Annotated in this window: 20 protein-coding genes and 1 pseudogene; 11 read left to right on the top strand and 10 right to left on the bottom strand. The window is 59.9% G+C overall.

Translation table 11 applies throughout. The annotated features are described in order from the left end of the window. Complete coding sequence (locus ACJ8QI_RS02650; RefSeq protein ID WP_442532030.1) at positions 1-1,524, top strand: flavodoxin domain-containing protein; 1,524 nt, start codon at positions 1-3, stop codon at positions 1,522-1,524. Between the two features lie 13 nt (positions 1,525-1,537). On the opposite strand, the gene ACJ8QI_RS02645 is transcribed toward ACJ8QI_RS02650, so the two are convergent. The 3 genes from ACJ8QI_RS02645 to ACJ8QI_RS02635 are packed head-to-tail and all read right to left on the bottom strand — an operon-like array spanning position 1,538 to position 4,231. After that, on the bottom strand, positions 1,538-2,545 hold the full coding sequence (locus tag ACJ8QI_RS02645) for a FecCD family ABC transporter permease (protein ID WP_442532029.1): 1,008 nt from the start codon (positions 2,543-2,545) through the stop codon (positions 1,538-1,540). Next, positions 2,542-3,498, bottom strand: a complete 957-nt coding sequence (locus ACJ8QI_RS02640; RefSeq protein ID WP_149572062.1) for an ABC transporter substrate-binding protein — start codon at positions 3,496-3,498, stop codon at positions 2,542-2,544. Before ACJ8QI_RS02640 ends, ACJ8QI_RS02645 begins: the two co-directional genes overlap by 4 nt. A 16-nt stretch (positions 3,499-3,514) precedes the next feature. Then, complete coding sequence (locus tag ACJ8QI_RS02635) at positions 3,515-4,231, bottom strand: ABC transporter ATP-binding protein (protein WP_442532127.1); 717 nt, start codon at positions 4,229-4,231, stop codon at positions 3,515-3,517. A gap of 602 nt (positions 4,232-4,833) precedes the next feature. Between ACJ8QI_RS02635 and ACJ8QI_RS02630 the strand changes: the two genes are divergently transcribed. Further along, complete coding sequence (locus tag ACJ8QI_RS02630) at positions 4,834-5,685, top strand: DMT family transporter (protein WP_442532028.1); 852 nt, start codon at positions 4,834-4,836, stop codon at positions 5,683-5,685. 57 nt (positions 5,686-5,742) lie between these two features. On the opposite strand, the gene ACJ8QI_RS02625 is transcribed toward ACJ8QI_RS02630, so the two are convergent. Beyond that, positions 5,743-6,333, bottom strand: coding sequence for a Yip1 family protein (locus tag ACJ8QI_RS02625; RefSeq protein WP_004939641.1), 591 nt, complete (start codon positions 6,331-6,333; stop codon positions 5,743-5,745). Positions 6,334-6,538: 205 nt separating this feature from the next. On the opposite strand from ACJ8QI_RS02625, the gene ACJ8QI_RS02620 reads away from it, so the two are divergent. The 8 genes and pseudogenes from ACJ8QI_RS02620 to ACJ8QI_RS02585 all read left to right on the top strand — a co-directional run bounded on the left by ACJ8QI_RS02620 (position 6,539) and on the right by ACJ8QI_RS02585 (position 11,283). Continuing rightward, positions 6,539-7,006 carry an acyltransferase gene (locus tag ACJ8QI_RS02620; RefSeq protein WP_060421008.1) on the top strand — a complete coding sequence of 156 codons (468 nt, stop codon included), beginning with the start codon at positions 6,539-6,541 and terminating at the stop codon, positions 7,004-7,006. Further along, positions 7,006-7,548, top strand: coding sequence for a GNAT family N-acetyltransferase (locus ACJ8QI_RS02615; protein ID WP_060421005.1), 543 nt, complete (start codon positions 7,006-7,008; stop codon positions 7,546-7,548). The genes ACJ8QI_RS02620 and ACJ8QI_RS02615 overlap by 1 nt, the downstream gene beginning before the upstream one ends. Positions 7,549-7,652: 104 nt before the next feature. Further along, on the top strand, positions 7,653-8,504 hold the full coding sequence (locus ACJ8QI_RS02610) for a DUF1460 domain-containing protein (RefSeq protein WP_180548249.1): 852 nt from the start codon (positions 7,653-7,655) through the stop codon (positions 8,502-8,504). A 130-nt stretch (positions 8,505-8,634) separates the two neighbouring features. Further along, entirely contained in the window at positions 8,635-9,447 is an 813-nt protein-coding gene (locus tag ACJ8QI_RS02605) for a MetQ/NlpA family lipoprotein (RefSeq protein ID WP_049201095.1), read from the top strand. A 152-nt stretch (positions 9,448-9,599) separates the two neighbouring features. Then, positions 9,600-10,049, top strand: a complete 450-nt coding sequence (locus tag ACJ8QI_RS02600; protein ID WP_060440468.1) for a type II toxin-antitoxin system PemK/MazF family toxin — start codon at positions 9,600-9,602, stop codon at positions 10,047-10,049. Between the two features lie 260 nt (positions 10,050-10,309). Beyond that, positions 10,310-10,435: pseudogene (locus ACJ8QI_RS02595) on the top strand (MerR family transcriptional regulator); the annotation flags it as partial. A 121-nt stretch (positions 10,436-10,556) separates the two neighbouring features. Then, the gene (locus ACJ8QI_RS02590; protein WP_442532027.1) at positions 10,557-11,096 is read left to right on the top strand and encodes a GNAT family N-acetyltransferase; all 540 of its coding nucleotides are present in this window, start codon (positions 10,557-10,559) and stop codon (positions 11,094-11,096) included. A 103-nt stretch (positions 11,097-11,199) separates the two neighbouring features. Beyond that, complete coding sequence (locus ACJ8QI_RS02585; protein WP_020825765.1) at positions 11,200-11,283, top strand: membrane protein; 84 nt, start codon at positions 11,200-11,202, stop codon at positions 11,281-11,283. 42 nt (positions 11,284-11,325) lie between these two features. Here ACJ8QI_RS02585 and ACJ8QI_RS02580 read toward each other — a convergent pair whose 3' ends face one another. The 5 genes from ACJ8QI_RS02580 to ACJ8QI_RS02560 form a co-directional block, all read right to left on the bottom strand. After that, positions 11,326-12,246, bottom strand: a complete 921-nt coding sequence (locus tag ACJ8QI_RS02580; RefSeq protein WP_084826634.1) for a DUF808 domain-containing protein — start codon at positions 12,244-12,246, stop codon at positions 11,326-11,328. Positions 12,247-12,368: 122 nt separating this feature from the next. Continuing rightward, entirely contained in the window at positions 12,369-13,286 is a 918-nt protein-coding gene (locus tag ACJ8QI_RS02575; RefSeq protein ID WP_025301959.1) for an AEC family transporter, read from the bottom strand. Positions 13,287-13,297: 11 nt separating this feature from the next. Continuing rightward, on the bottom strand, positions 13,298-14,083 hold the full coding sequence (locus tag ACJ8QI_RS02570) for a TauD/TfdA family dioxygenase (protein ID WP_204275824.1): 786 nt from the start codon (positions 14,081-14,083) through the stop codon (positions 13,298-13,300). A 388-nt stretch (positions 14,084-14,471) separates the two neighbouring features. Beyond that, entirely contained in the window at positions 14,472-15,482 is a 1,011-nt protein-coding gene (locus tag ACJ8QI_RS02565; RefSeq protein WP_442532026.1) for an alpha/beta fold hydrolase, read from the bottom strand. A 24-nt stretch (positions 15,483-15,506) separates the two neighbouring features. Beyond that, a complete protein-coding gene (locus tag ACJ8QI_RS02560; protein WP_047728359.1) occupies positions 15,507-15,911 on the bottom strand; it encodes a VOC family protein in 405 nt (134 codons plus the stop codon). Positions 15,912-15,987: 76 nt separating this feature from the next. On the opposite strand from ACJ8QI_RS02560, the gene ACJ8QI_RS02555 reads away from it, so the two are divergent. Next, positions 15,988-16,443 (top strand): GNAT family N-acetyltransferase, encoded by a 456-nt coding sequence (locus tag ACJ8QI_RS02555; RefSeq protein ID WP_033637538.1) that lies wholly within the window; start codon positions 15,988-15,990, stop codon positions 16,441-16,443. A 34-nt stretch (positions 16,444-16,477) separates the two neighbouring features. On the opposite strand, the gene pbpG is transcribed toward ACJ8QI_RS02555, so the two are convergent. After that, on the bottom strand, positions 16,478-17,407 hold the full coding sequence (gene pbpG / locus ACJ8QI_RS02550; protein ID WP_149572059.1) for a D-alanyl-D-alanine endopeptidase: 930 nt from the start codon (positions 17,405-17,407) through the stop codon (positions 16,478-16,480). Between the last annotated feature and the right edge of the window lie 100 nt (positions 17,408-17,507).

Raw genomic sequence — 17,507 nt, 5'->3', positions numbered from 1 at the left:
ATGGCCGACCTTATCGAACGCATCCTGATTGGTTACGGTTCAGAGTCGGGCAACGCCCGGGCGCTGGCGATGCGCCTGGGCGAGCAAAGCAGCCTGCAACCCTACCGCCCCGTCGTGAAAGAACTCAACGCCATCCAGCCCGCCGATGTGGGCGAACGTGACGCCCTGCTGATCGTCTCCAGCTCATTTGGCGACGGCGAACCGCCCGCCAACGCCGAGCGTTTTTCCGACGCGCTGGCGCAATGGCCGGATCGCCACCGGTTGCGCTACGCCATCTTCGGTCTCGGCGACACCGCGTACCCGCATTTCTGCGGCTTCACGCAGGCGCTGGATGCACGTCTGACGCAATACGGCGCCCGCGCCATCATCAATCGCGTCGACGCCGACGTTAACTTCGAACCGTTCTTCGCAACCTGGCTGACGACGCTGGAGAAGGTGCTGGCCGGCGATGCCCAGGCCGGCCGCGATTTGCATCTGCGCGTGACCGCCTACGGCGAAGACCATGCGTTCAGCGCCGCCCTCCTCGAACGGCGGCCGCTCAGCGCACGCACGCCGCAGGCCTGGCACCTGCGGTTGAATATCGCCGGCAGCGGCATCGTTTACCGGGCGGGGGATACCGTCTATCTGTTGCCGGAGAACGACGAAGGATTATTGACCCGGCTGGCTGACTGGCTCGGCAGGCCGGAGGCCGCTGACGCGCTGCGCCGCCGGGAACTGCGCCAGCTCAGCAAAACGACGCTGCGCGAACTGGCGCAGTTGGCCGACAGCGAAGAGCTCAAAGGCTTGCTCAAGATCCGCCAGCGCAAAGCCCTGGAGAGCTATCTGTACGGCGCCGATCTGCTGGACGTACTGCACGATTTTTGCCCGCCGCAGACGGTCATGCTGGAGAACCTGTTGGCGCTGCTGCCCGTTTGCCTGCCGCGCGCCTACTCCATCGCTTCGGCAACGCGGGTAGAGAGCCTCGACCTGTGCGTGCGCGACGTACGATATGAACGCGACGGCCGCACCCGGCGCGGCACGGCGACCGGCTGGCTGCTCAGCCAACCCGGCCCTTTCCGCCTCTTCTGCCGCGCCAACCCCGGCTTTTACCTGCCGCGCGATACCACCGTACCGGTGCTGCTTATCGGTACCGGTACCGGCATCGCGCCCTTGATAGGCTTGCTGCGCGAAATGGCCGCCCAGGGTGAACGGCGCGAAACCGTGCTGATCTTCGGCGAAAAACGGCGCGATGAAGACTTCCTGTATCGCGAGGAATTGGCTGCACTGAACGCCGCAGGCGTACTCACGCGCCTCATCACCGCCTTCTCGCGCGACGCCGCCGCCAAATATTATGTGCAGCATGCGATCGGCGAGCATGCCGATGCCATCAGCGGCTTGCTGCTGCGGGGAGCGCATGTCTACCTGTGCGGCAATCGCCAGTATCTGGAACATGCCGTGGCGACGGCGCTGGAGCAAGCCTGCGGGGCGGAAAACCTGTGGCAGACGCTGATTGAGCAGCAGCGCCTGCATCTGGAACTCTATTGAGACAGGGTGGCGTTCATCGTTCCGCACGCAGCAGCAAGGACACGATGAACGCGCCCCCCAGCCCGGCCGTAATGATGCCGATAGGCAGCTCCTGATGGGGGATCAGACTGCGGCTGAGCATGTCGCCGCCGGTCAGCAGCGTCGCCCCCAGCAGGCCGCACATCGGCACGGCCAAACGGTGGCGCACGCCCACCAGGCGCCGAGCCAGGTAGGGCACCATCAGCCCGACAAAGCCGATCACGCCCGTCAGCGAAACGAGAAACGCCGTGGACAGTGCGCAGCACAGAAAGGTCTCGGTGCGCAGGCGCGCCACGTTGACCCCCATCGAATGGGCGGTTTGCTCGCCCGCCAGCAGCGCGTCCAGCGCCCGCCAACGCAGCGCCGTAAACCCGGCCAGCAGCACGAAACTCGCCAGCGGAATGAACAGATTATCCCAACGCGCCAGCCCCAGCCCGCCGAGCGACCAGAACAACACCGAACCGGCCGCCCGCTGATCGCCGGAAAACACCAGGTAGCTAGTGAGCGCGCTGAACAAAAACGAGACCGCCAGGCCGCAGACGATCAGCTGCTCGGCGCGCCTGACCCGGCCGACGCGAAACAGGATCATCACCGCCAAGGCGGACAAAACGCCGCCGGCGAAGGCGGACAGCGGCAACGTCAGCGCGCCCAGCGCATCGCCGAAGCGCGTGATGACCAGCACCGCGCCGGCGGAGGCGCCGGAGGAGAGCCCAAACAAAAAAGGATCGGCCAGCTCATTGCGGGTGGTGGTCTGCAGCAGCGCGCCGGTCATCGCCAGCCCGGCGCCGGTCAAGGCCGCCAGCAAGGCTCTGGGCACCCGCAGTTGCACGACGATAGTGTCCAGCATGCCGGAGAGGGGCGCCGATGAAAGCCCCAATGCCGCCATCGTCTGCCACCATGACAGCGCGACGCTGCCCAGCTGCAGGCTCCAGATCATTAACCCGCACAATACCGACAGCGCCAACGGCGCGAGCAGCATAAACCGCCGGGTCGGCGAGTTCATTCAGCCTCCGGCGCGTACAGCGCCCGCGCCAGCTTTTCCACTGCGCCGATGTTGGCCGGTCCCGGCGTCAGCTCCGCATACTGCAGTTTCAGATAGCGATGGTGCCGTACGGCAGGCGTTAATTTCATCAACGGGTGGGACTCGAGGAAGCGCCGCAGCGCATCGGCACCCGATCCGGTCTGGTAATCCAGCAGAATAATGAAGTCAGGCTCGGCCGCCGCTACCGCCTCCCAGGACGCCGTCGTCCAACTCGCCGGCAAGCCGTCCATCACGTTGCGGCCGCCCGCCGCTTCGATGATCGCCGTCGGCATCGCGTATTTGCCGCTGGTGAAAGGCTTCTCCTCCCCCGAGTCATAGATGAATACCTTGAGCGGCGCCTGGCCCGCCGGCCTGGCGGGCAGCGCAGCCAACCGGCGCTTCCAGCCCTCAACCAGCGCGGTGGCCTCTTGCCGCTTGCCGAAAATCTTGCCGAGCTTCAGCTCATCGTCATACAGCAGATTCATATCGGCCTTCTGCGGCCGCCCGCCGGCCTGTACGCAGCTCTCGCTCAGCACCAGCGTTTTGATGCCGAACGGGGCGAGCTTCTCCGGCGTGACGTCGCCGCCGATCTTCATGCCGTAATTCCAGCCGGCGAAAAAGAAATCCGGCTGTGCCGCCAGCAGCGTTTCCAAAGCGGGATATTTCGGCGCCAGTTCGGGAATGGCACCCATCGCGGCCTTGAAGTCGGGCGTCAGTTTGTACCAGCCGGTGATGCCGGTCAGCCCGACAATGCGATCCTGCAGATGCAGTGCAAAGGCCATCTCGGCCATGTTGATGTCGTTGATGACGGCGCGCTGCGGCGCCTGGTTGAAGGTGACCGGCACACCGCAGCTTTCTACGGTGACGGGAAAATGTTCGGCCGCCGCCGACCTGGCGGCCAGCAGCAGAAGCAGGATGAATACGCGTGCGTTCATGTTTCTCTCTGGTTTATCAAGCGCAATGGGGAACGTCAAAAATGCGCAGCGTTTTCCCGCTGACGGGATGCGCCACCTTGAAACTGTTCATGCCGAACACCGGCAAAATCACCGGAGTTTGCAACACCGCCTCGGGCGTACCACAGGCTACCTGGCGGCTTTCGTTCAGCACCAGGATCCGATCGGCAAACGCCTCTGCCACGGGCAAATCGTGCAGCACCGCAATCACGGCAATCTCTTTATTTTTCACTAACGACAGCAGCGCCGAGCGCCCGGGCGGATCGAGGTGATTGGTCGGTTCATCCAGCAACAACAGATCGGGAGACTGCGCCAACGCCCGAGCCAGCGCAGCGCGCTGGCGCTGGCCGCCCGAGAGCCGCCCCAACGGGCGGTGCCTGAGCGGCGCCAGCCCGGTTTCCCCGATGGCCTCGTCAACGATGCGTTTTCCCGCCGCAGAGCGTTCGCCATGCGGTAAACGGCCCAACGCCACGTAGTCCTCAACCGACAGCCGCAAATCCGGCGAATCGTTTTGTGCCAGAAAGGCGATGCTTCTGGCGCGTTCCGTCGCCGGCCACTCGGACAAGGCCCGCCCTCGCCAGTAAATGCCGCCGCTGTCCGGCCGCGTTTCGCCGATCAGGGCACGCAACAGGCTGGACTTGCCGCTGCCGTTAGGGCCGATCACCGCCAGCTTCTCACCGGCGCGCAGCGCGAAATGGATGTTGTCGAGTATCAATGCCCCGCCGTGGCCGGTCAGGCTAACTCCATCAACGTGGAGGATGTCGTGAACTGGATTCATCATGCATTAATTGTTATATTATAACATATCAATATTTTTATCACGATTGCCCGCCTTCTGCAAAAGCGAATCGCAACGTCTTTTGCCGCACACGCTGCGTGAACCTAGGCAGGCAACAAAAGCCGCGCCCCCTGCGTCAACACTGCGCGCCTCAAGCAACATAGCACAGCCTTTTATTGATGATAATGATTTTCATTATCAATTAAATCATGGTGATTTCCGATTGCGCATCCCGGCGAACTTGGTTATGTTTGAAGCGATTAGTTTCATTCCCAATTTTCAGGAACTCACATGACCTACCTGGCGCACAGCACAGATCCGACAGACGCGACCGTTCCGGCCGTCGTTTTGCTGTGTGCTTCCTCCGCTCCACCCGCCGTTTCCTCTGTCGTTTCAGCGGTTGCCGCTTACCCGCCACGCATTGTGGTTGTGCGCTAAGCCAAACCGACTTTTTACCTCCGGCTTATTGATCTGTTGCGTTCAGGCGTAGACCGCCGCGCGCGCCGGAGCCTGTAATTTTCACGACAGGTGAAATTAACATGCGATTACCTTCTCTCTGGGCCAATGCCGGCCTGGCTACGCTGTTCGTCCTGCTTTGGAGCAGCGGCGCGATCTTCTCCCGTTGGGGGTTGGAGCACGCCTCCGCCTTCGCTTTCCTGTTCTTCCGCTGCGCCATCGCGCTGGCGGTGCTGTTGGCCATCGGCCTGTGGCAGCGCCAGTGCCTGCCCGCTCCCGGCACCCGCCGGCGCGTCGCGCTGATTGGCGTGTTGATGATCGGCAGCTATCAAATCTGCTATCTGCTGGCGCTGGAACAGGGTATTACGCCCGGCGTGCTGGCGACGTTGCTCGGCGTACAGCCGATCCTCACCCAGTTCATCACCGAACGGCGCTGCACCGGGCTGCGGGCGCTCGGCCTGGCGCTGGCAATGGTCGGGCTGACGCTGGTGGTGTACCAAAGCCTGATGGTGGCCCACTTCTCGCTGAGCGGCATACTGTTCGCCTTTATCGCGCTGGGCTGCATGACCGCCGGCACCCTGCTGCAAAAAGGCATGACGCAGCCGCCGCTGGCGGTCTTGCCGCTGCAGTATGCCGTCGGGTTGCTGATGTGTACGCTGGCGCTGCCGTTTGAGCCGCTGCGGGTCGAATGGCGGTCGGCGTTCGTGCTGCCGCTGCTGTGGATGGCGGTGGTGATCTCGGTGCTGGCGACCTTCTTGCTGTATCGCCTGATCCAGCGCGGCAACCTGGTGCAGGTCACCAGCCTGTTCTATCTGATCCCGGCGGTGACCGCCCTGCTGGACTACCTGTTGCTCGGCCACGCGCTGGCGGCGCTGAGCCTGCTGGGCATGGCGGGCATCGTGCTCGGTGTGATGCTGGTTTTCCGCCGCGTATAAAAGCAAAAGCCCCCGCGCCGTTCCACCGGCGCGGGGGCGATAACAACAGCCGTTAACTCAGAACAACCAGGAACCGTACCCCCACAGCAGCACCGTCACCCCAAGCAACAGCTCGAGCAACAGGATACCGATAGCGAAGGTCGAGCTGGAGAAGATGAACCCTTCCTTACTGTCGATATTCAGGAAGTGCGGGATCCCCAGATTCAGCAGATAGCCCGAATAGCACAGGCCGATAATGCCGACAAACAGACACAGCCAGACGACCGGATAGAGCGCCACAATCCCGCTGAGGAACATCGGGGTCGCCACGTAGCCGGCGAACACCATGCAGCGGTGCAGGCTGGGGCGCGATTCATAGCGCCGCGCCATCCAGTGAATGACTTTCCCCATGGCCGCTACGCCCGCCAGCATCAGCAGGTAAAACGCCACGGCGGTATAAAGCGCGGTAAACATGTCGAGCCTGATGGCATGTCCCTCGCCGGAGAGCCAGCCCAACTGGGTGGTGCCGATAAAGGCGCAGACCACCGGGATTGCTGCCAAGAGCAACACGTGATGGGTGTATAGGTGCGAGACGCTTTCATTCTCGCTTTTGATCTGTTCGAACTCGGCGCTGGGATGCGCCAGAAGTCCCCAAACATGACTGACCATGAGACACCTCCTATCTCGCCGTAGGCCGCGATCGGCGAACGAATTTCACACCTCCGACGGACAGCTACCCGTGCGAGGATTGCGGCCACGGGGCTCTCTCCCCTGTACTAATTATAGTCTTTCGGCGAAAAAACGTGCGGAAAGCGCAACGCCGCAACGCTTTGTCTTATACTCCCACCATAAAAACCAGGCTGCGAGGAAGGTCATGTCATCCGTTATCACCACCCGCCAGGCGGGGATCGTCGACGTCGACGCCGGGCGCAACGTCACCGTAGTCGAGCCCAGCAATCTGTACGGCTGCCGGCTCGGCGACGATGTCTTCGTCGGCCCGTTCGTGGAGATCCAGCGCCACGTCAGCATCGGCGCGCGCAGTAAAATTCAGTCGCACAGCTTTATCTGCGAATACGTCACCCTCGGCGAAGCGTGCTTTGTCGGCCACGGCGTCACCTTCGCCAACGATCTGTTCAAAGACGGCGCGCCCAATGCCGATCCGGCCAGCTGGGGGCGCACGCGCGTCGGCGATCGGGTGTCCATCGGCTCCGGCGCCACGATCCTGGCGGTGGAGATCTGCAGCGACGCGGTGATCGGCGCCGGGGCGGTCGTGACCCGCGACATTACCCGCAAGGGAATTTATGCCGGCAACCCGGCGCGCCTGCTGCGGGAGCTGCCATAATGACCCCGGCCATCCGCATCGCGGCCATTGAGGCGCTGCCCGATGATTACCTGACGTGCGGCGATTTCGGCTTTACCATCCGCAGTTACGCCCTGCCGCAGTTCGACAGCCCGGTCGACAGCTGGCCAACCCGGCCGGTGGCGCCATTTCGTAAACAGTATCCCCTGGCGCCGTTCGCCAACGAAGACAGCGTGACCTTCCTGGCGTATCGCCAGGACGAAGCCGTTGGCCACATCACGCTGAGCAAAAACTGGAACGGTTACACCTTGATCGACGAGATCGCGGTCAGCGCTCACGCGCGCCGTCAGGGCATCGCCGGGGCACTGCTGGACTGCGCCAAACAGTGGGCGCGGCAGCAGGAAACCTCGGGTATGATGCTCGAAACGCAGAACAACAATCTGGCCGCCTGTCGCTGCTACCAGCATTACGGGTTTATTCTCGGCGGCATCGACCGTTTGCTGTACCGCGCCGAGCCGGAGATCGCCGATCACGAAATCGCGCTGTTCTGGTATTTGCCGTTCAATAGCGAAATCGGTTACTGATTTATCGGCCGCCATTGAGGCTATGTTTACTTTTTAACCCCTACCATCGGATGAGAACTGTTATCACTTACTCTGATAAACCAGCGACACCCAGGGAGGGCCGTATGAACCAGAACAAGGTTGTTTTACTGATGTTAGCTATCGCCATGAGCGGATGCGCCGATCGCCCCGCCGCCGTCACCCCCGCAACGCCGCCGACCGACGTCACCGTTTCGCCGCCGGGCGTGCAGCCGGAGATGGACGCCAGCACCCGCAGCAAGCTGCGTGAGATCTTCACGCTGCGCGCCGGTTGGCCCGCCGCACAGCCGCATGGCCGCACCGTAGATTTGATTTCGCGCGAGTTTCTCGGCACGCCCTATCTCGCCAACCGTCTGATCGGTTCGCAGAGCACGCCCGAGCAGTTGGTGATCGACTTCCGCGGGCTGGATTGCTTCACCTACATCGATTATGTGGAAGCGCTCAGCACCGCCCGCAGCGAGGGCGAGTTCGTACAGCGTCTGGTAGACATTCGCTACGTCGACGGCAAAATCGCCTTCCCGCAGCGCAAACACTTCTTCACCGACTGGGCACAGCGGCCGCACCAGGTGGCCGAAGACATCACCGCGCAGCTCAGCCCGCACGCCGTCACCCTCGTGAAAACCCTCAACCGCAAGGCGGACGGCAGCAGCTACCTGCCCGGTTTGCCCAACGTACAACGCAGCGTGACCTATATCCCCAGCGACAACGTCGACGACAAGGTGCTGGCCCAGCTGCGCACCGGCGATTACATCGGTATTTACACCAACCTGGACGGGCTGGACGTGACCCACACCGGCATCTTCGTGATGACCGACAGCGGCCCGGTGCTGCGCAACGCCTCTTCGCGCAAGGCCAACATGCGGGTGGTCGATTCGCCCTTTATGGATTACGTGATGGCTACGCCGGGCATCGTGGTGCTGCGTTCGCTCAGCCGATAATCCCTCGCCGCATAACGGCTATAAGCTATAGCCGTTTATGCTGAACGAGCGTTTGACTTCATCGGCGGTTCAGGCTTAGCTGTAAGGACAAAAAACAACTGATTTTATTGTTCTTTTCAGGGAGACTTCGATGACCTTACGCTGGCGTATCACCCCTCTGGCGGCGGCCTTCGCCGCCGTATTGGCGCTTCAGGGCTGCGATCAAAAAACCGATCGGGATCATATCAAGGTCGGCGTCATCAACGGCGCGGAACAGGACGTGGCGGAAGTCGCCAGACAGGTGGCGAAAGAGAAATACGGGCTGGACGTCGAGCTGGTCGGCTTTAGCGGTTCACTGCTGCCGAACGACGCTACCGACAAGGGCGAACTGGACGCCAACGTGTTCCAGCACCGCCCGTTCCTCGAACAGCAAAACAAAGATCACGGCTATAAGCTGGTGGCAGTCGGCAATACCTTTGTCTTCCCGATGGCCGGCTACTCCAAAAAGATAAAATCGCTCAAAGAGCTGCCGGACGGCGCGGTGATCGCCATCCCGCTTGATCCGACCAACCTGGGGCGCGCCCTGCTGCTGCTGGAAAAAACCGGGTTGATTACGCTGAAACAAGGCAAGGGATTGTTGCCCACCGCCCTGGACATCAGCGCCAACCCGCACCATTACCAAATTATGGAGCTGGAAGGCGCGCAGCTGCCGCACGTGCTGGACGATCCAAAGGTCACCGTTGCCGTCATCAGCACCACCTACATCAACCAGACCGGTCTGACGCCGACCAAAGACGGCATCTTCATCGAGGATAAGGACTCGCCGTACACCAACATCATCGTCACCCGCGAAGACAACAAGGACGCGCCGAACGTGCAGAACTTCATCAAGGCCTACGAGTCAGACGAAGTGGCCAAGGCCGCCGAGAAAATCTTCAACGGCGGCGCGGTGAAAGGCTGGTAAATTCGACCATCATCAAGGCGGATTCTGCGTACGAATCCGCAATATTTCACTTTCATTCCCCGTTTCCTTACGCCACACCTTTCTCTAAAAGCAAAACGCCCGCATGCTCACTCCTCCATAACACGGATTGTTCACAACAAAGGAGTGTCTCGATGCCGATCAAATTTGCCCCCAAGGTCGGGGAAATTCTTGAGTGCAACTATGGCAACTATCCCCTCTCAGTCTGCCAACCGTATGAAGCCGGCTTTTATGATGGCCACATTCCACCAGAAATGGTGAAGAACCGTTTAGTTGTTGTGTTAAACGGCAAAATTAACGGCAACGCCTGCATTATCGTACCGCTGTCGACCACCAGAGATTCGAACAAGATCGAACGGGGATTGCACATCGAAATTACGCGTGAACTCATCGAAGATATGAGATTCTTTCATCCGCAAACGCGCTGGGCAAAGGGCGATCTGGTGCAGCAAGTCAGCCGCCAACGGCTGAACAGAGCCCGTAAAGAGAGAGGCTTTCTTACCCAATGTCTGTCGCGCGAGCTTGTTGCTGACATACAACGCGCCGTCATTAAGTCGATCAATGCCAAAAATATGCTGTTCTGACCAGTACGCTGTTGTTGACAAAACAGACAAATCAGGTGAAATTGTCGCCGTAGCCGATAAAGGCCCTTATGCTATACCCTCCCTTTCAGGGACCTGCGAAGCCCAGCCATCCAGCTGGGCTTTTGCCTCTCTGGAGACCACCGATTTTTAAAACGTCATCTTTTCTTCCCGCTCTTGTCCCTTATGTGGCGTCAGGCTTTAGTATCCCGGCACGCACAAGGGAGGAGCTGCATATGTTATTGAAAGTCGGCGAACTGGCGCGCCGGATGGGCGTTTCACTGGCGGAAGTCGGGGCAATTCTGGCGCGTTCAGGGCCGGTGCTTCCGGCGGTGATTGAGCAGCAGATCGCCATGTTGGACCCGCAGTTGGCACAGAGCGCTGCATTGTGCGGCTGACAACCCCATAGGGTTTTCTTATCTCAACATAAGAAAACCCGATTTACCCCGGCGGTGAGCGGCGCGCATAATGGCGTTTATCCGCTGATTTCCAAGGTAAACAGGCATTACCATGACGCTCTCCGCTCCCGTACTCAGCCTCCTCGATGCCACGCCGGACGATATGGCCGCCGTGCTGCGCATTTACACCCACCACGTGCTGTACGGTGCCGCCTCGTTTGAAGAACAGCCGCCGACCCTGACGGAAATGCAGCTGCGGCTGAGCAAGGTGCAAGAAGCCGGGCTGCCCTGGCTGGTGGCGAAGAGCGAAGGCCGTATTGTGGGCTACTGCTATGCCACGCCGTATCGCCCCAGGCCGGCCTATCGCTTTACCGTGGAAGACTCGGTGTATATCGCCGAGGGGCAACAGGGCAAAGGCGTCGGCAAGGCGCTGCTGAGCGCGCTGATCGCCCGCTGCGAGCAAGGCCCCTGGCGCCAGATGCTGGCGATCGTCGGCGATTCCGCCGCCAACCGCGGTTCGCTGGCGCTGCACCAGTCGCTCGGCTTTACCAGCGTCGGAACGTTAAAGGCCGTGGGGTTCAAACTGGGGGAATGGCGCGACACCCACATCATGCAGCGCGCGCTGAGCGCGGGCGACAATCGGCACCCCTGAATGCATGGCGACGCACGATAGAGAGTTAGCGTCTATAGTGAAGAGTGATTTCATTGAGTTAGCGCCAATCGCGCACGCCATTTAACCGATAAGGGAGAAGTGAATGAAAATTATTCTGTGGATTGTCGCCATCATTTTCATCGTGGGTTTATTGACGATTACCGGCGTTTTCAAACTGATTTTTTAAAGCGTCTGCACCGTCCCGCCCCTCTCGGGGCGAGACTTTTCATCATGCCTTGAAACGCGCGCGTACCGCGCCCAGCGCCGACATCACCGCCAGCACCACGCCGCCGGCCACCAGCCCGAACGCCACGTTCAGCAGAGCCGGAACCACCCCCTGCAAGATATGGCCAAACGTCGGTACCACCGTGGTGTACGAGGCCCAGTCTTCGAAAAGGTGATGCACCGGCGGCAGACCGTGGGTCAGGATGCCACCGCCGACCATAAACATGGCGACCGTGCCGACGATCGACAGCGTTTTCATCAAATAAGGCGCGGCACGCACGATGCCGCCGCCGAGGGAGCGCGCTAACGCGCTGCTTTTGCGGCTCAGATACAGCCCCAGATCGTCCAGCCTGACGATGCCGGCGACGATGCCATACACGCCGAGCGTCATCACGACGGCGATGCCGCACAAAACGATTACCTGCTGGCTGAAGGTGGCGCCGGCAACGGTGCCCAGCGTGATGGCGATAATCTCGGCAGAGAGCACGAAATCGGTGCGTATTGCGCCTTTCACCTTGCGCTTCTCATAGGCCGCAGCGTCCTCATTGGCGCCGGGCCCGTCCGATTTTTCCTCCTGCGCCGCCTTGCCGTGGCTCAGGCTGTGAAACACCTTTTCGAATCCTTCGTAGCACAGGTAGGCGCCGCCCACCATCAGCAGCGGCGTAATCGCCCAGGGTGCAAAAGCGCTGATCAGCAGCGCCAGCGGCACCAGGATCGCCTTGTTGATCAACGAACCTTTGGCGACGCTCCACACCACCGGCAGTTCGCGATCGGCTTTAACGCCGGTGACCTGCTGCGCGTTGAGCGCCAGATCGTCCCCCAACACCCCGGCGGTTTTTTTTGCCGCCATTTTGCTCATTAACGAGACGTCGTCCAACAACGAGGCGATGTCGTCGATGAGGGTAAGTAAGCTACTTCCTGCCAAAATGATTCATCCTTTTCATATTCACGGGCCATTCTATTTTTAGCATAGCGGTAAAACGTCATGAAAGGATATGGGAGGATCGCGGAAAACGCCGGGCGGGCGAATGCCGCCCGGCGCCGGCGTTAGAGCGCTACGCTGCCCAGGATGAACGTCACGGTGATAACCGACAGCAGCGTCGTCCAGGTGATGATGGAGGCCATCGCTTCATGATCGCCCCCCATTTGCCGCGCCAGAATATAGGCGTTGCCGGCGCAAGGCACGGCGGAGTAGAGAATGGCGATGCTGGCCGGCACGCCGGTAGCACCGAAATAGTGCACCAGCGCAATGGTAATCAGCGGCATGGCCACCAACTTCAGCACGGTCGCATAAGAGATGGAAACCAGCTTGCGGATATGCATGCTGACGATCAACCCTGCGCCGACCGACATCAGGCTCAGCGGCGTGGCGGCGTTGGAGAGATAAACGAACAGCTGTTTAAGCGCGCCGGTAATGTGCAGGTTGCACAGGTTCATCAGCACCCCGAACAACGCGCCGATGATCAGCGGGTTTTTCGTCAGCGCCAGCAGCGCGCCGCTCAGGCTTTTCTTGCTGCCGGTGCCGTAGTGGTTCATCACCAACACGCTCATGATGTTGGTCAGAATGATCATGTATGCCACGAAGAAACCGGACAGTGCCACCCCTTCGCTACCGAACAGCGATTGCGACAGCGCGATGAATACATAAGAGTTATATCTGACTCCGCCCTGAAAAATGGAGGTAAACAGATCGGCCGACGTATTGAAGAACAGTTTGCCAACGAAAATAATCAACGCGATGGCCAGCGTGGAAACAATGGTCGCCACAACGGGATAAAAGCTGTCCGCGCCGCTAAAATCCGCCTCACTGATATCCAATATCAACAGCGCCGGAAAAAACAGGTAATAAACAAATTTGTCTGAGAAGCCCCAAAATACGGCGACGTCTTTAACATAGAGTTTTGACAAATAGCCCAGCACGATTAACAAAAAAATCGGCAATATAGAAAGAAAAACGTTCAGCATGAATAATAACCTTAAATCGAGAAAATGCGCTCTTCAACCTGATTGAGATTGCGGTGATTCCACAAGCTTGCCGAAATGAAGACGCGTTGCACCCAGCGCAACGGCGTATCTCTTTCATCGAAAGAAGGCGTGAATTTATCGCGCGAATGCAGCGCAAAGCGGTTATCGATATACACCAAATCGCCTGGGCAAATATCGATGCCGATGGCGTTTTCTTTCACCAGCCCGTAGAAACGCTCCAGCGCGGCTTCCGCTCGCGGCGTGCTGGCCGCAATCATGCCGGGATAGAAGACGGCGCTCACATCCGGCAATACGTGATTTTGCGAAATCAGCGGCACCAGCGCGGTTTCTTCCCGTCCGGCCTGCGTGGATTGGCGCCAGCGGTAAGGCAGTTTGATGCTGTACAGCGGGCTGGCCAGCGTTTCGACGTCCTCGCGGCTCAGCTGAGCGATCGCCAGACGCGAATCGGAGATGCGCGTCATCGGGCTGTGCGGATCGCGGCGCACGCCGGCCAGCAGCAGGCCCATCGGCGAGACGTTGAACTGTTCCAGGTGTTTCAGCGCCGCATTTTCAATATGGAAGTCCAGTTCAACATCGAACCCCAGACCGGTATACTCTTTTTTGGCTTCGCGTTTGGGGATCAGATTATTAATCAGCTCCTTCCCCTCGAAATACATCGAATAGGGCTCACCGATTAGCGAAGAAATACCCACCAACAGGTTTTCGCTGATATTCCCGGATTTGGCCGAAGGCGTGTATTGGTTCGGACAAGGGGAAAAGAAAACTTCTTTATCCACCGGCACATTTTTTAAAATAAGGTAAGGCCGCGGTTTGATTGACGCCTTTTGCTGGCTTAATGCGGCGCTTAATCTGTGGGGTAAATGGGTAATCATCGCCGTTCGTATAGCGTGAATATACGCATCACCGCCGGCGGGATCGTAAGCAATTTTATCTAATGCCGAAAATAACTCGTTTCGTTCCTGATCCGTCAATTGAAAGACGTTTTGGTAATCCATCCTGAGCATTCCTTGACAATAAGAATATCATTAGCAAGCCTAATGAAAGCGGCAGGATGTTAACACTTTGCAATCAAATTCATAAAGATTTATTAACTAATTTCGTGATCTTAATCACCACTCCTCCGTCCAGTTAATGGCGGAGAAGAAGTGATTAAGAAACAAACAGCTACGCGGATGCATCTTCATCAGACGCGCCAGCGAATACGCGCGAGAGGTAGCGCAGAACATGATCGTGGGCCTCAAAGACGCACGATAAATGCGTACTGCCCTCAAGCAAGCCAAAGGCAACATGCACGCTGCCATGCTGTTCGACGAAACGCTGCAAGGATTGCGCGCTGAACAACTCATCCTGCGCCGCCGCCAGCAGCAAGGTCGGCAATCGCAGCGCCGCCAGTTGCTTTGCCGGGGTGCGTGGCGTCAACGCGTTAGCCATATTAACGCTGTATTGGCAGACAAAATCGGGGGCAGCGGCCAGCACGGCCGGGGGAAAATTCAGGCTGACCGCCCGAGACTGCCTAAACCACCGTCCACCGCTGAGTGCATTGGCCACAAAGGGCCATTGGCGCACCTGGGCAAAACGGGCCGCCACCGGCAAATCGCGGGCCATCCCGGAAAATGGCCCCAGCTCGGGCGCCAGCAGGGTCAGGCTGCCCGCCTGCTGTTCACAAGGATAGCGGGTCAGGTAGTTGAGCAACATCCCGGCGCCGCTGGAATGGCCAAGCAGGTGCCTGCGCGCTAACGGAAAACGCAGGCGCATTTCCGCCAGGATGACATCGACATCGCGCCAAATACGCTCAGGCCGCTCAACCGTCCCCCGCTCTCCCGTGGAATCGCCATGCCCGCGAATATCGACCAGGCACACCGCGAGCGTTGGCTCGGCAGCCAGCTGGCGCGCAAGAATGTCATACCCGGCGGCGCTGTTAACCCCGCCGCCGTGATAAACCACGATCACGTCTTCGCTCTCGGCAGTTTGCCGATACAGGCGGTAGCTCAATCCCTCAACGCTGCCGGACGACGTGGCCACCTGTGCCCCCGGCCACTCGCCGTAAGACTTCGCTTGCTCAACATAACGGTCAAAATCAATCAATTCGCACCTTTCCATGATGTTGTCGGTATTCCCCACGGCAGAGCCGCTGCCCCGGCGATAAGCATATGAAACAACAGCAGGAACTGCCATGCCTTTTGCACGCTCCCCTTAGCCTCAGGGCAAATCCCCCGCCGGGACATTGAGCTGCCAGGAGAGCCCAAAGCGATCGTTGAGCCAGCCGAAGCGGGCGCTGAAGCCGTAGTCGTCGAGCGGCATCAGCACCTTGCCGCCCTCCGCCAGGCGGTGGAAAGCCTGCTCCAGCGCCTCTTCGTTAGGCAGGTTGATGAACAGCGACACCGCCGGGGTGAAGCTGAAATCATGGCTGATCGGGCTGTCGATAAACACCAGGTTCTGCCGGTCGAAATCGATGGCGGCATGCTTGATCAATCGCCGGCCGTCCGGCGTCGGGTCGTAATGCTGTACCTGCATGAGCCGAAAACGCGCAAACACCTGGCTGTAGAGGTCGATCGCCTGCTGCGCCTCCCCCTGGAACATGACAAAGGTCGAAACCTGACTCATAACATCCTCTCCGGCAATCGTTGTGGTATTAATGGAGGATAGCGGATTACCGTTGAAGCGGCGGAAAGGAGCAACCATGAGCATCATTCATCGCCTGGCGCAGCCGGACGATCTCAACGGCCTGTTGGCTCTGTATCGCGAGCTGCGCCCACAGGATGCGCCGCTGCGTACCGACGACGCACGCCGCACCCTGCAACGCCTGCTGGACGATCCGGCGATCCGTCTGGTGGTGGCGGCAGACGAGGAACAGCCGATCGCCACCTGCATGCTGGCGCTGATCCCGGGGCTGGCGCACCAGGCGCAGCCGTTCGGCGTCATCGAGCACGTGGTGACGGCAGAGCCCTATCGCGGCCACGGCGTGGCGCTCGCGATGATCGAATACGCGCTGCAGCTGGCCTGGCGCAAGGGCTGTTACAAGGTGATGCTGCTGTCGGGGCAGCAACGCACCGGCGCGCACCAGCTTTATCTCAAAGCGGGTTTCGACGGCGATCGCGAGCGGGGATTTGTCATCAGGCGGCCCGAGGGCCGATAGCGGCCTGCTGCAAACGAGCAGGCCGCCAGGCGGGTCATTCGGTGGCGTTTTTCGCCAGACTGGCGTCTTTTTGCCGACGATAGTCGCGGGCGGCGGCCGGGATCGGCGTCACCTTGCCGGTTTCAATCCAGCTGCGCAGCCGGTTGGCGTCGGCGAAGTGGGTATATTTGCCGAAGGCGTCCAGCACCACCAGCGACACCGAGCGGTTACCGATCACCGTACGCATCGCCAGGCAGTGGCCCGCCTGGTTGGTGAAACCGGTTTTGGTCAGCTGGATGTTCCATTTCGGGTTATACACCAGATGGTTGGTGTTGCGGAACGGCAGCGTATAGTTCGGATCTTTGAAGCTGGCCATGCGCTCGGTGGTGGTGCTGAGCTGGCCAATCAACGGGTATTGCTTGGTGGCGATCAGCAACTTGGTCAGATCGCGCGCCGTCGACACGTTATGGATAGAGAGCCCGGTCGGTTCCACATAATGGGTATTGGTCATGCCCAGCGCCCTGGCCTTGGCGTTCATCGCTTTGATGAAGGCGTTGTAGCCCCCCGGATAGTGGTGCGCCAGGCTGGCGGCGGCGCGGTTTTCCGACGACATCAGCGCCAGCAGCAGCATATCCTTACGGCTGATTTCGCTGTTCAGCCGCACCCGCGAATACACCCCTTTCATCTCCGGCGTCTGGTGGATATCCACCGCCAGCATCTCGTCGAGCGGCAGGTGCGCGTCCAGCGTGACCATGGCGGTCATCAGCTTGGTGATCGAGGCGATCGGCACCACTTCATCCGGGTTGCGCGCGTACATCACCTTATGGGTTTGCATATCGACGACCATCGCGCTGCCGGAGGCCAGCTCCGGCTGGGTGGCGTGCAGAGCGGCGGCGTTGTCGCTGGCCAGCGCGCGCGGCGCAAAGCCTGCGCCCGCTTGCAAAGCGAGCAGGGTCAGAACCAAAACACGTATTTTCACAGGCATTACTCTGAAATGGGGGCTTGAACTCAGCGAATTATATGTGAGGGTTCAGCGCTTGGCACTGGGATTGTATGGCGGATTTGTGACAAATTCTGTCGGCCGA

Origin of the sequence: Serratia sp. CY84636 (assembly GCF_052166245.1) — a bacterium.
GTDB lineage: Bacteria > Pseudomonadota > Gammaproteobacteria > Enterobacterales > Enterobacteriaceae > Serratia > Serratia nevei.
The sequence above is the reverse complement of the archived record's forward strand: the minus strand, read 5'-3'. Positions and strand labels throughout refer to the sequence as shown.

Bases quoted from the DNA above. Each gene is read 5' to 3' on its own strand.
- ACJ8QI_RS02650 (WP_442532030.1), top strand. From the start codon at position 1: ATGGCCGACCTTATCGAACGCATCCTGATTGGTTACGGTTCAGAGTCG.
- ACJ8QI_RS02645 (WP_442532029.1), bottom strand. From the start codon at position 2,545: ATGAACTCGCCGACCCGGCGGTTTATGCTGCTCGCGCCGTTGGCGCTG.
- ACJ8QI_RS02640 (WP_149572062.1), bottom strand. From the start codon at position 3,498: ATGAACGCACGCGTATTCATCCTGCTTCTGCTGCTGGCCGCCAGGTCG.
- ACJ8QI_RS02630 (WP_442532028.1), top strand. From the start codon at position 4,834: ATGCGATTACCTTCTCTCTGGGCCAATGCCGGCCTGGCTACGCTGTTC.
- ACJ8QI_RS02625 (WP_004939641.1), bottom strand. From the start codon at position 6,333: ATGGTCAGTCATGTTTGGGGACTTCTGGCGCATCCCAGCGCCGAGTTC.
- ACJ8QI_RS02620 (WP_060421008.1), top strand. From the start codon at position 6,539: ATGTCATCCGTTATCACCACCCGCCAGGCGGGGATCGTCGACGTCGAC.
- ACJ8QI_RS02615 (WP_060421005.1), top strand. From the start codon at position 7,006: ATGACCCCGGCCATCCGCATCGCGGCCATTGAGGCGCTGCCCGATGAT.
- ACJ8QI_RS02610 (WP_180548249.1), top strand. From the start codon at position 7,653: ATGAACCAGAACAAGGTTGTTTTACTGATGTTAGCTATCGCCATGAGC.
- ACJ8QI_RS02605 (WP_049201095.1), top strand. From the start codon at position 8,635: ATGACCTTACGCTGGCGTATCACCCCTCTGGCGGCGGCCTTCGCCGCC.
- ACJ8QI_RS02600 (WP_060440468.1), top strand. From the start codon at position 9,600: ATGCCGATCAAATTTGCCCCCAAGGTCGGGGAAATTCTTGAGTGCAAC.
- ACJ8QI_RS02590 (WP_442532027.1), top strand. From the start codon at position 10,557: ATGACGCTCTCCGCTCCCGTACTCAGCCTCCTCGATGCCACGCCGGAC.
- ACJ8QI_RS02585 (WP_020825765.1), top strand. From the start codon at position 11,200: ATGAAAATTATTCTGTGGATTGTCGCCATCATTTTCATCGTGGGTTTA.
- ACJ8QI_RS02575 (WP_025301959.1), bottom strand. From the start codon at position 13,286: ATGCTGAACGTTTTTCTTTCTATATTGCCGATTTTTTTGTTAATCGTG.
- ACJ8QI_RS02565 (WP_442532026.1), bottom strand. From the start codon at position 15,482: ATGGCAGTTCCTGCTGTTGTTTCATATGCTTATCGCCGGGGCAGCGGC.
- ACJ8QI_RS02560 (WP_047728359.1), bottom strand. From the start codon at position 15,911: ATGAGTCAGGTTTCGACCTTTGTCATGTTCCAGGGGGAGGCGCAGCAG.
- ACJ8QI_RS02555 (WP_033637538.1), top strand. From the start codon at position 15,988: ATGAGCATCATTCATCGCCTGGCGCAGCCGGACGATCTCAACGGCCTG.
- pbpG (WP_149572059.1), bottom strand. From the start codon at position 17,407: ATGCCTGTGAAAATACGTGTTTTGGTTCTGACCCTGCTCGCTTTGCAA.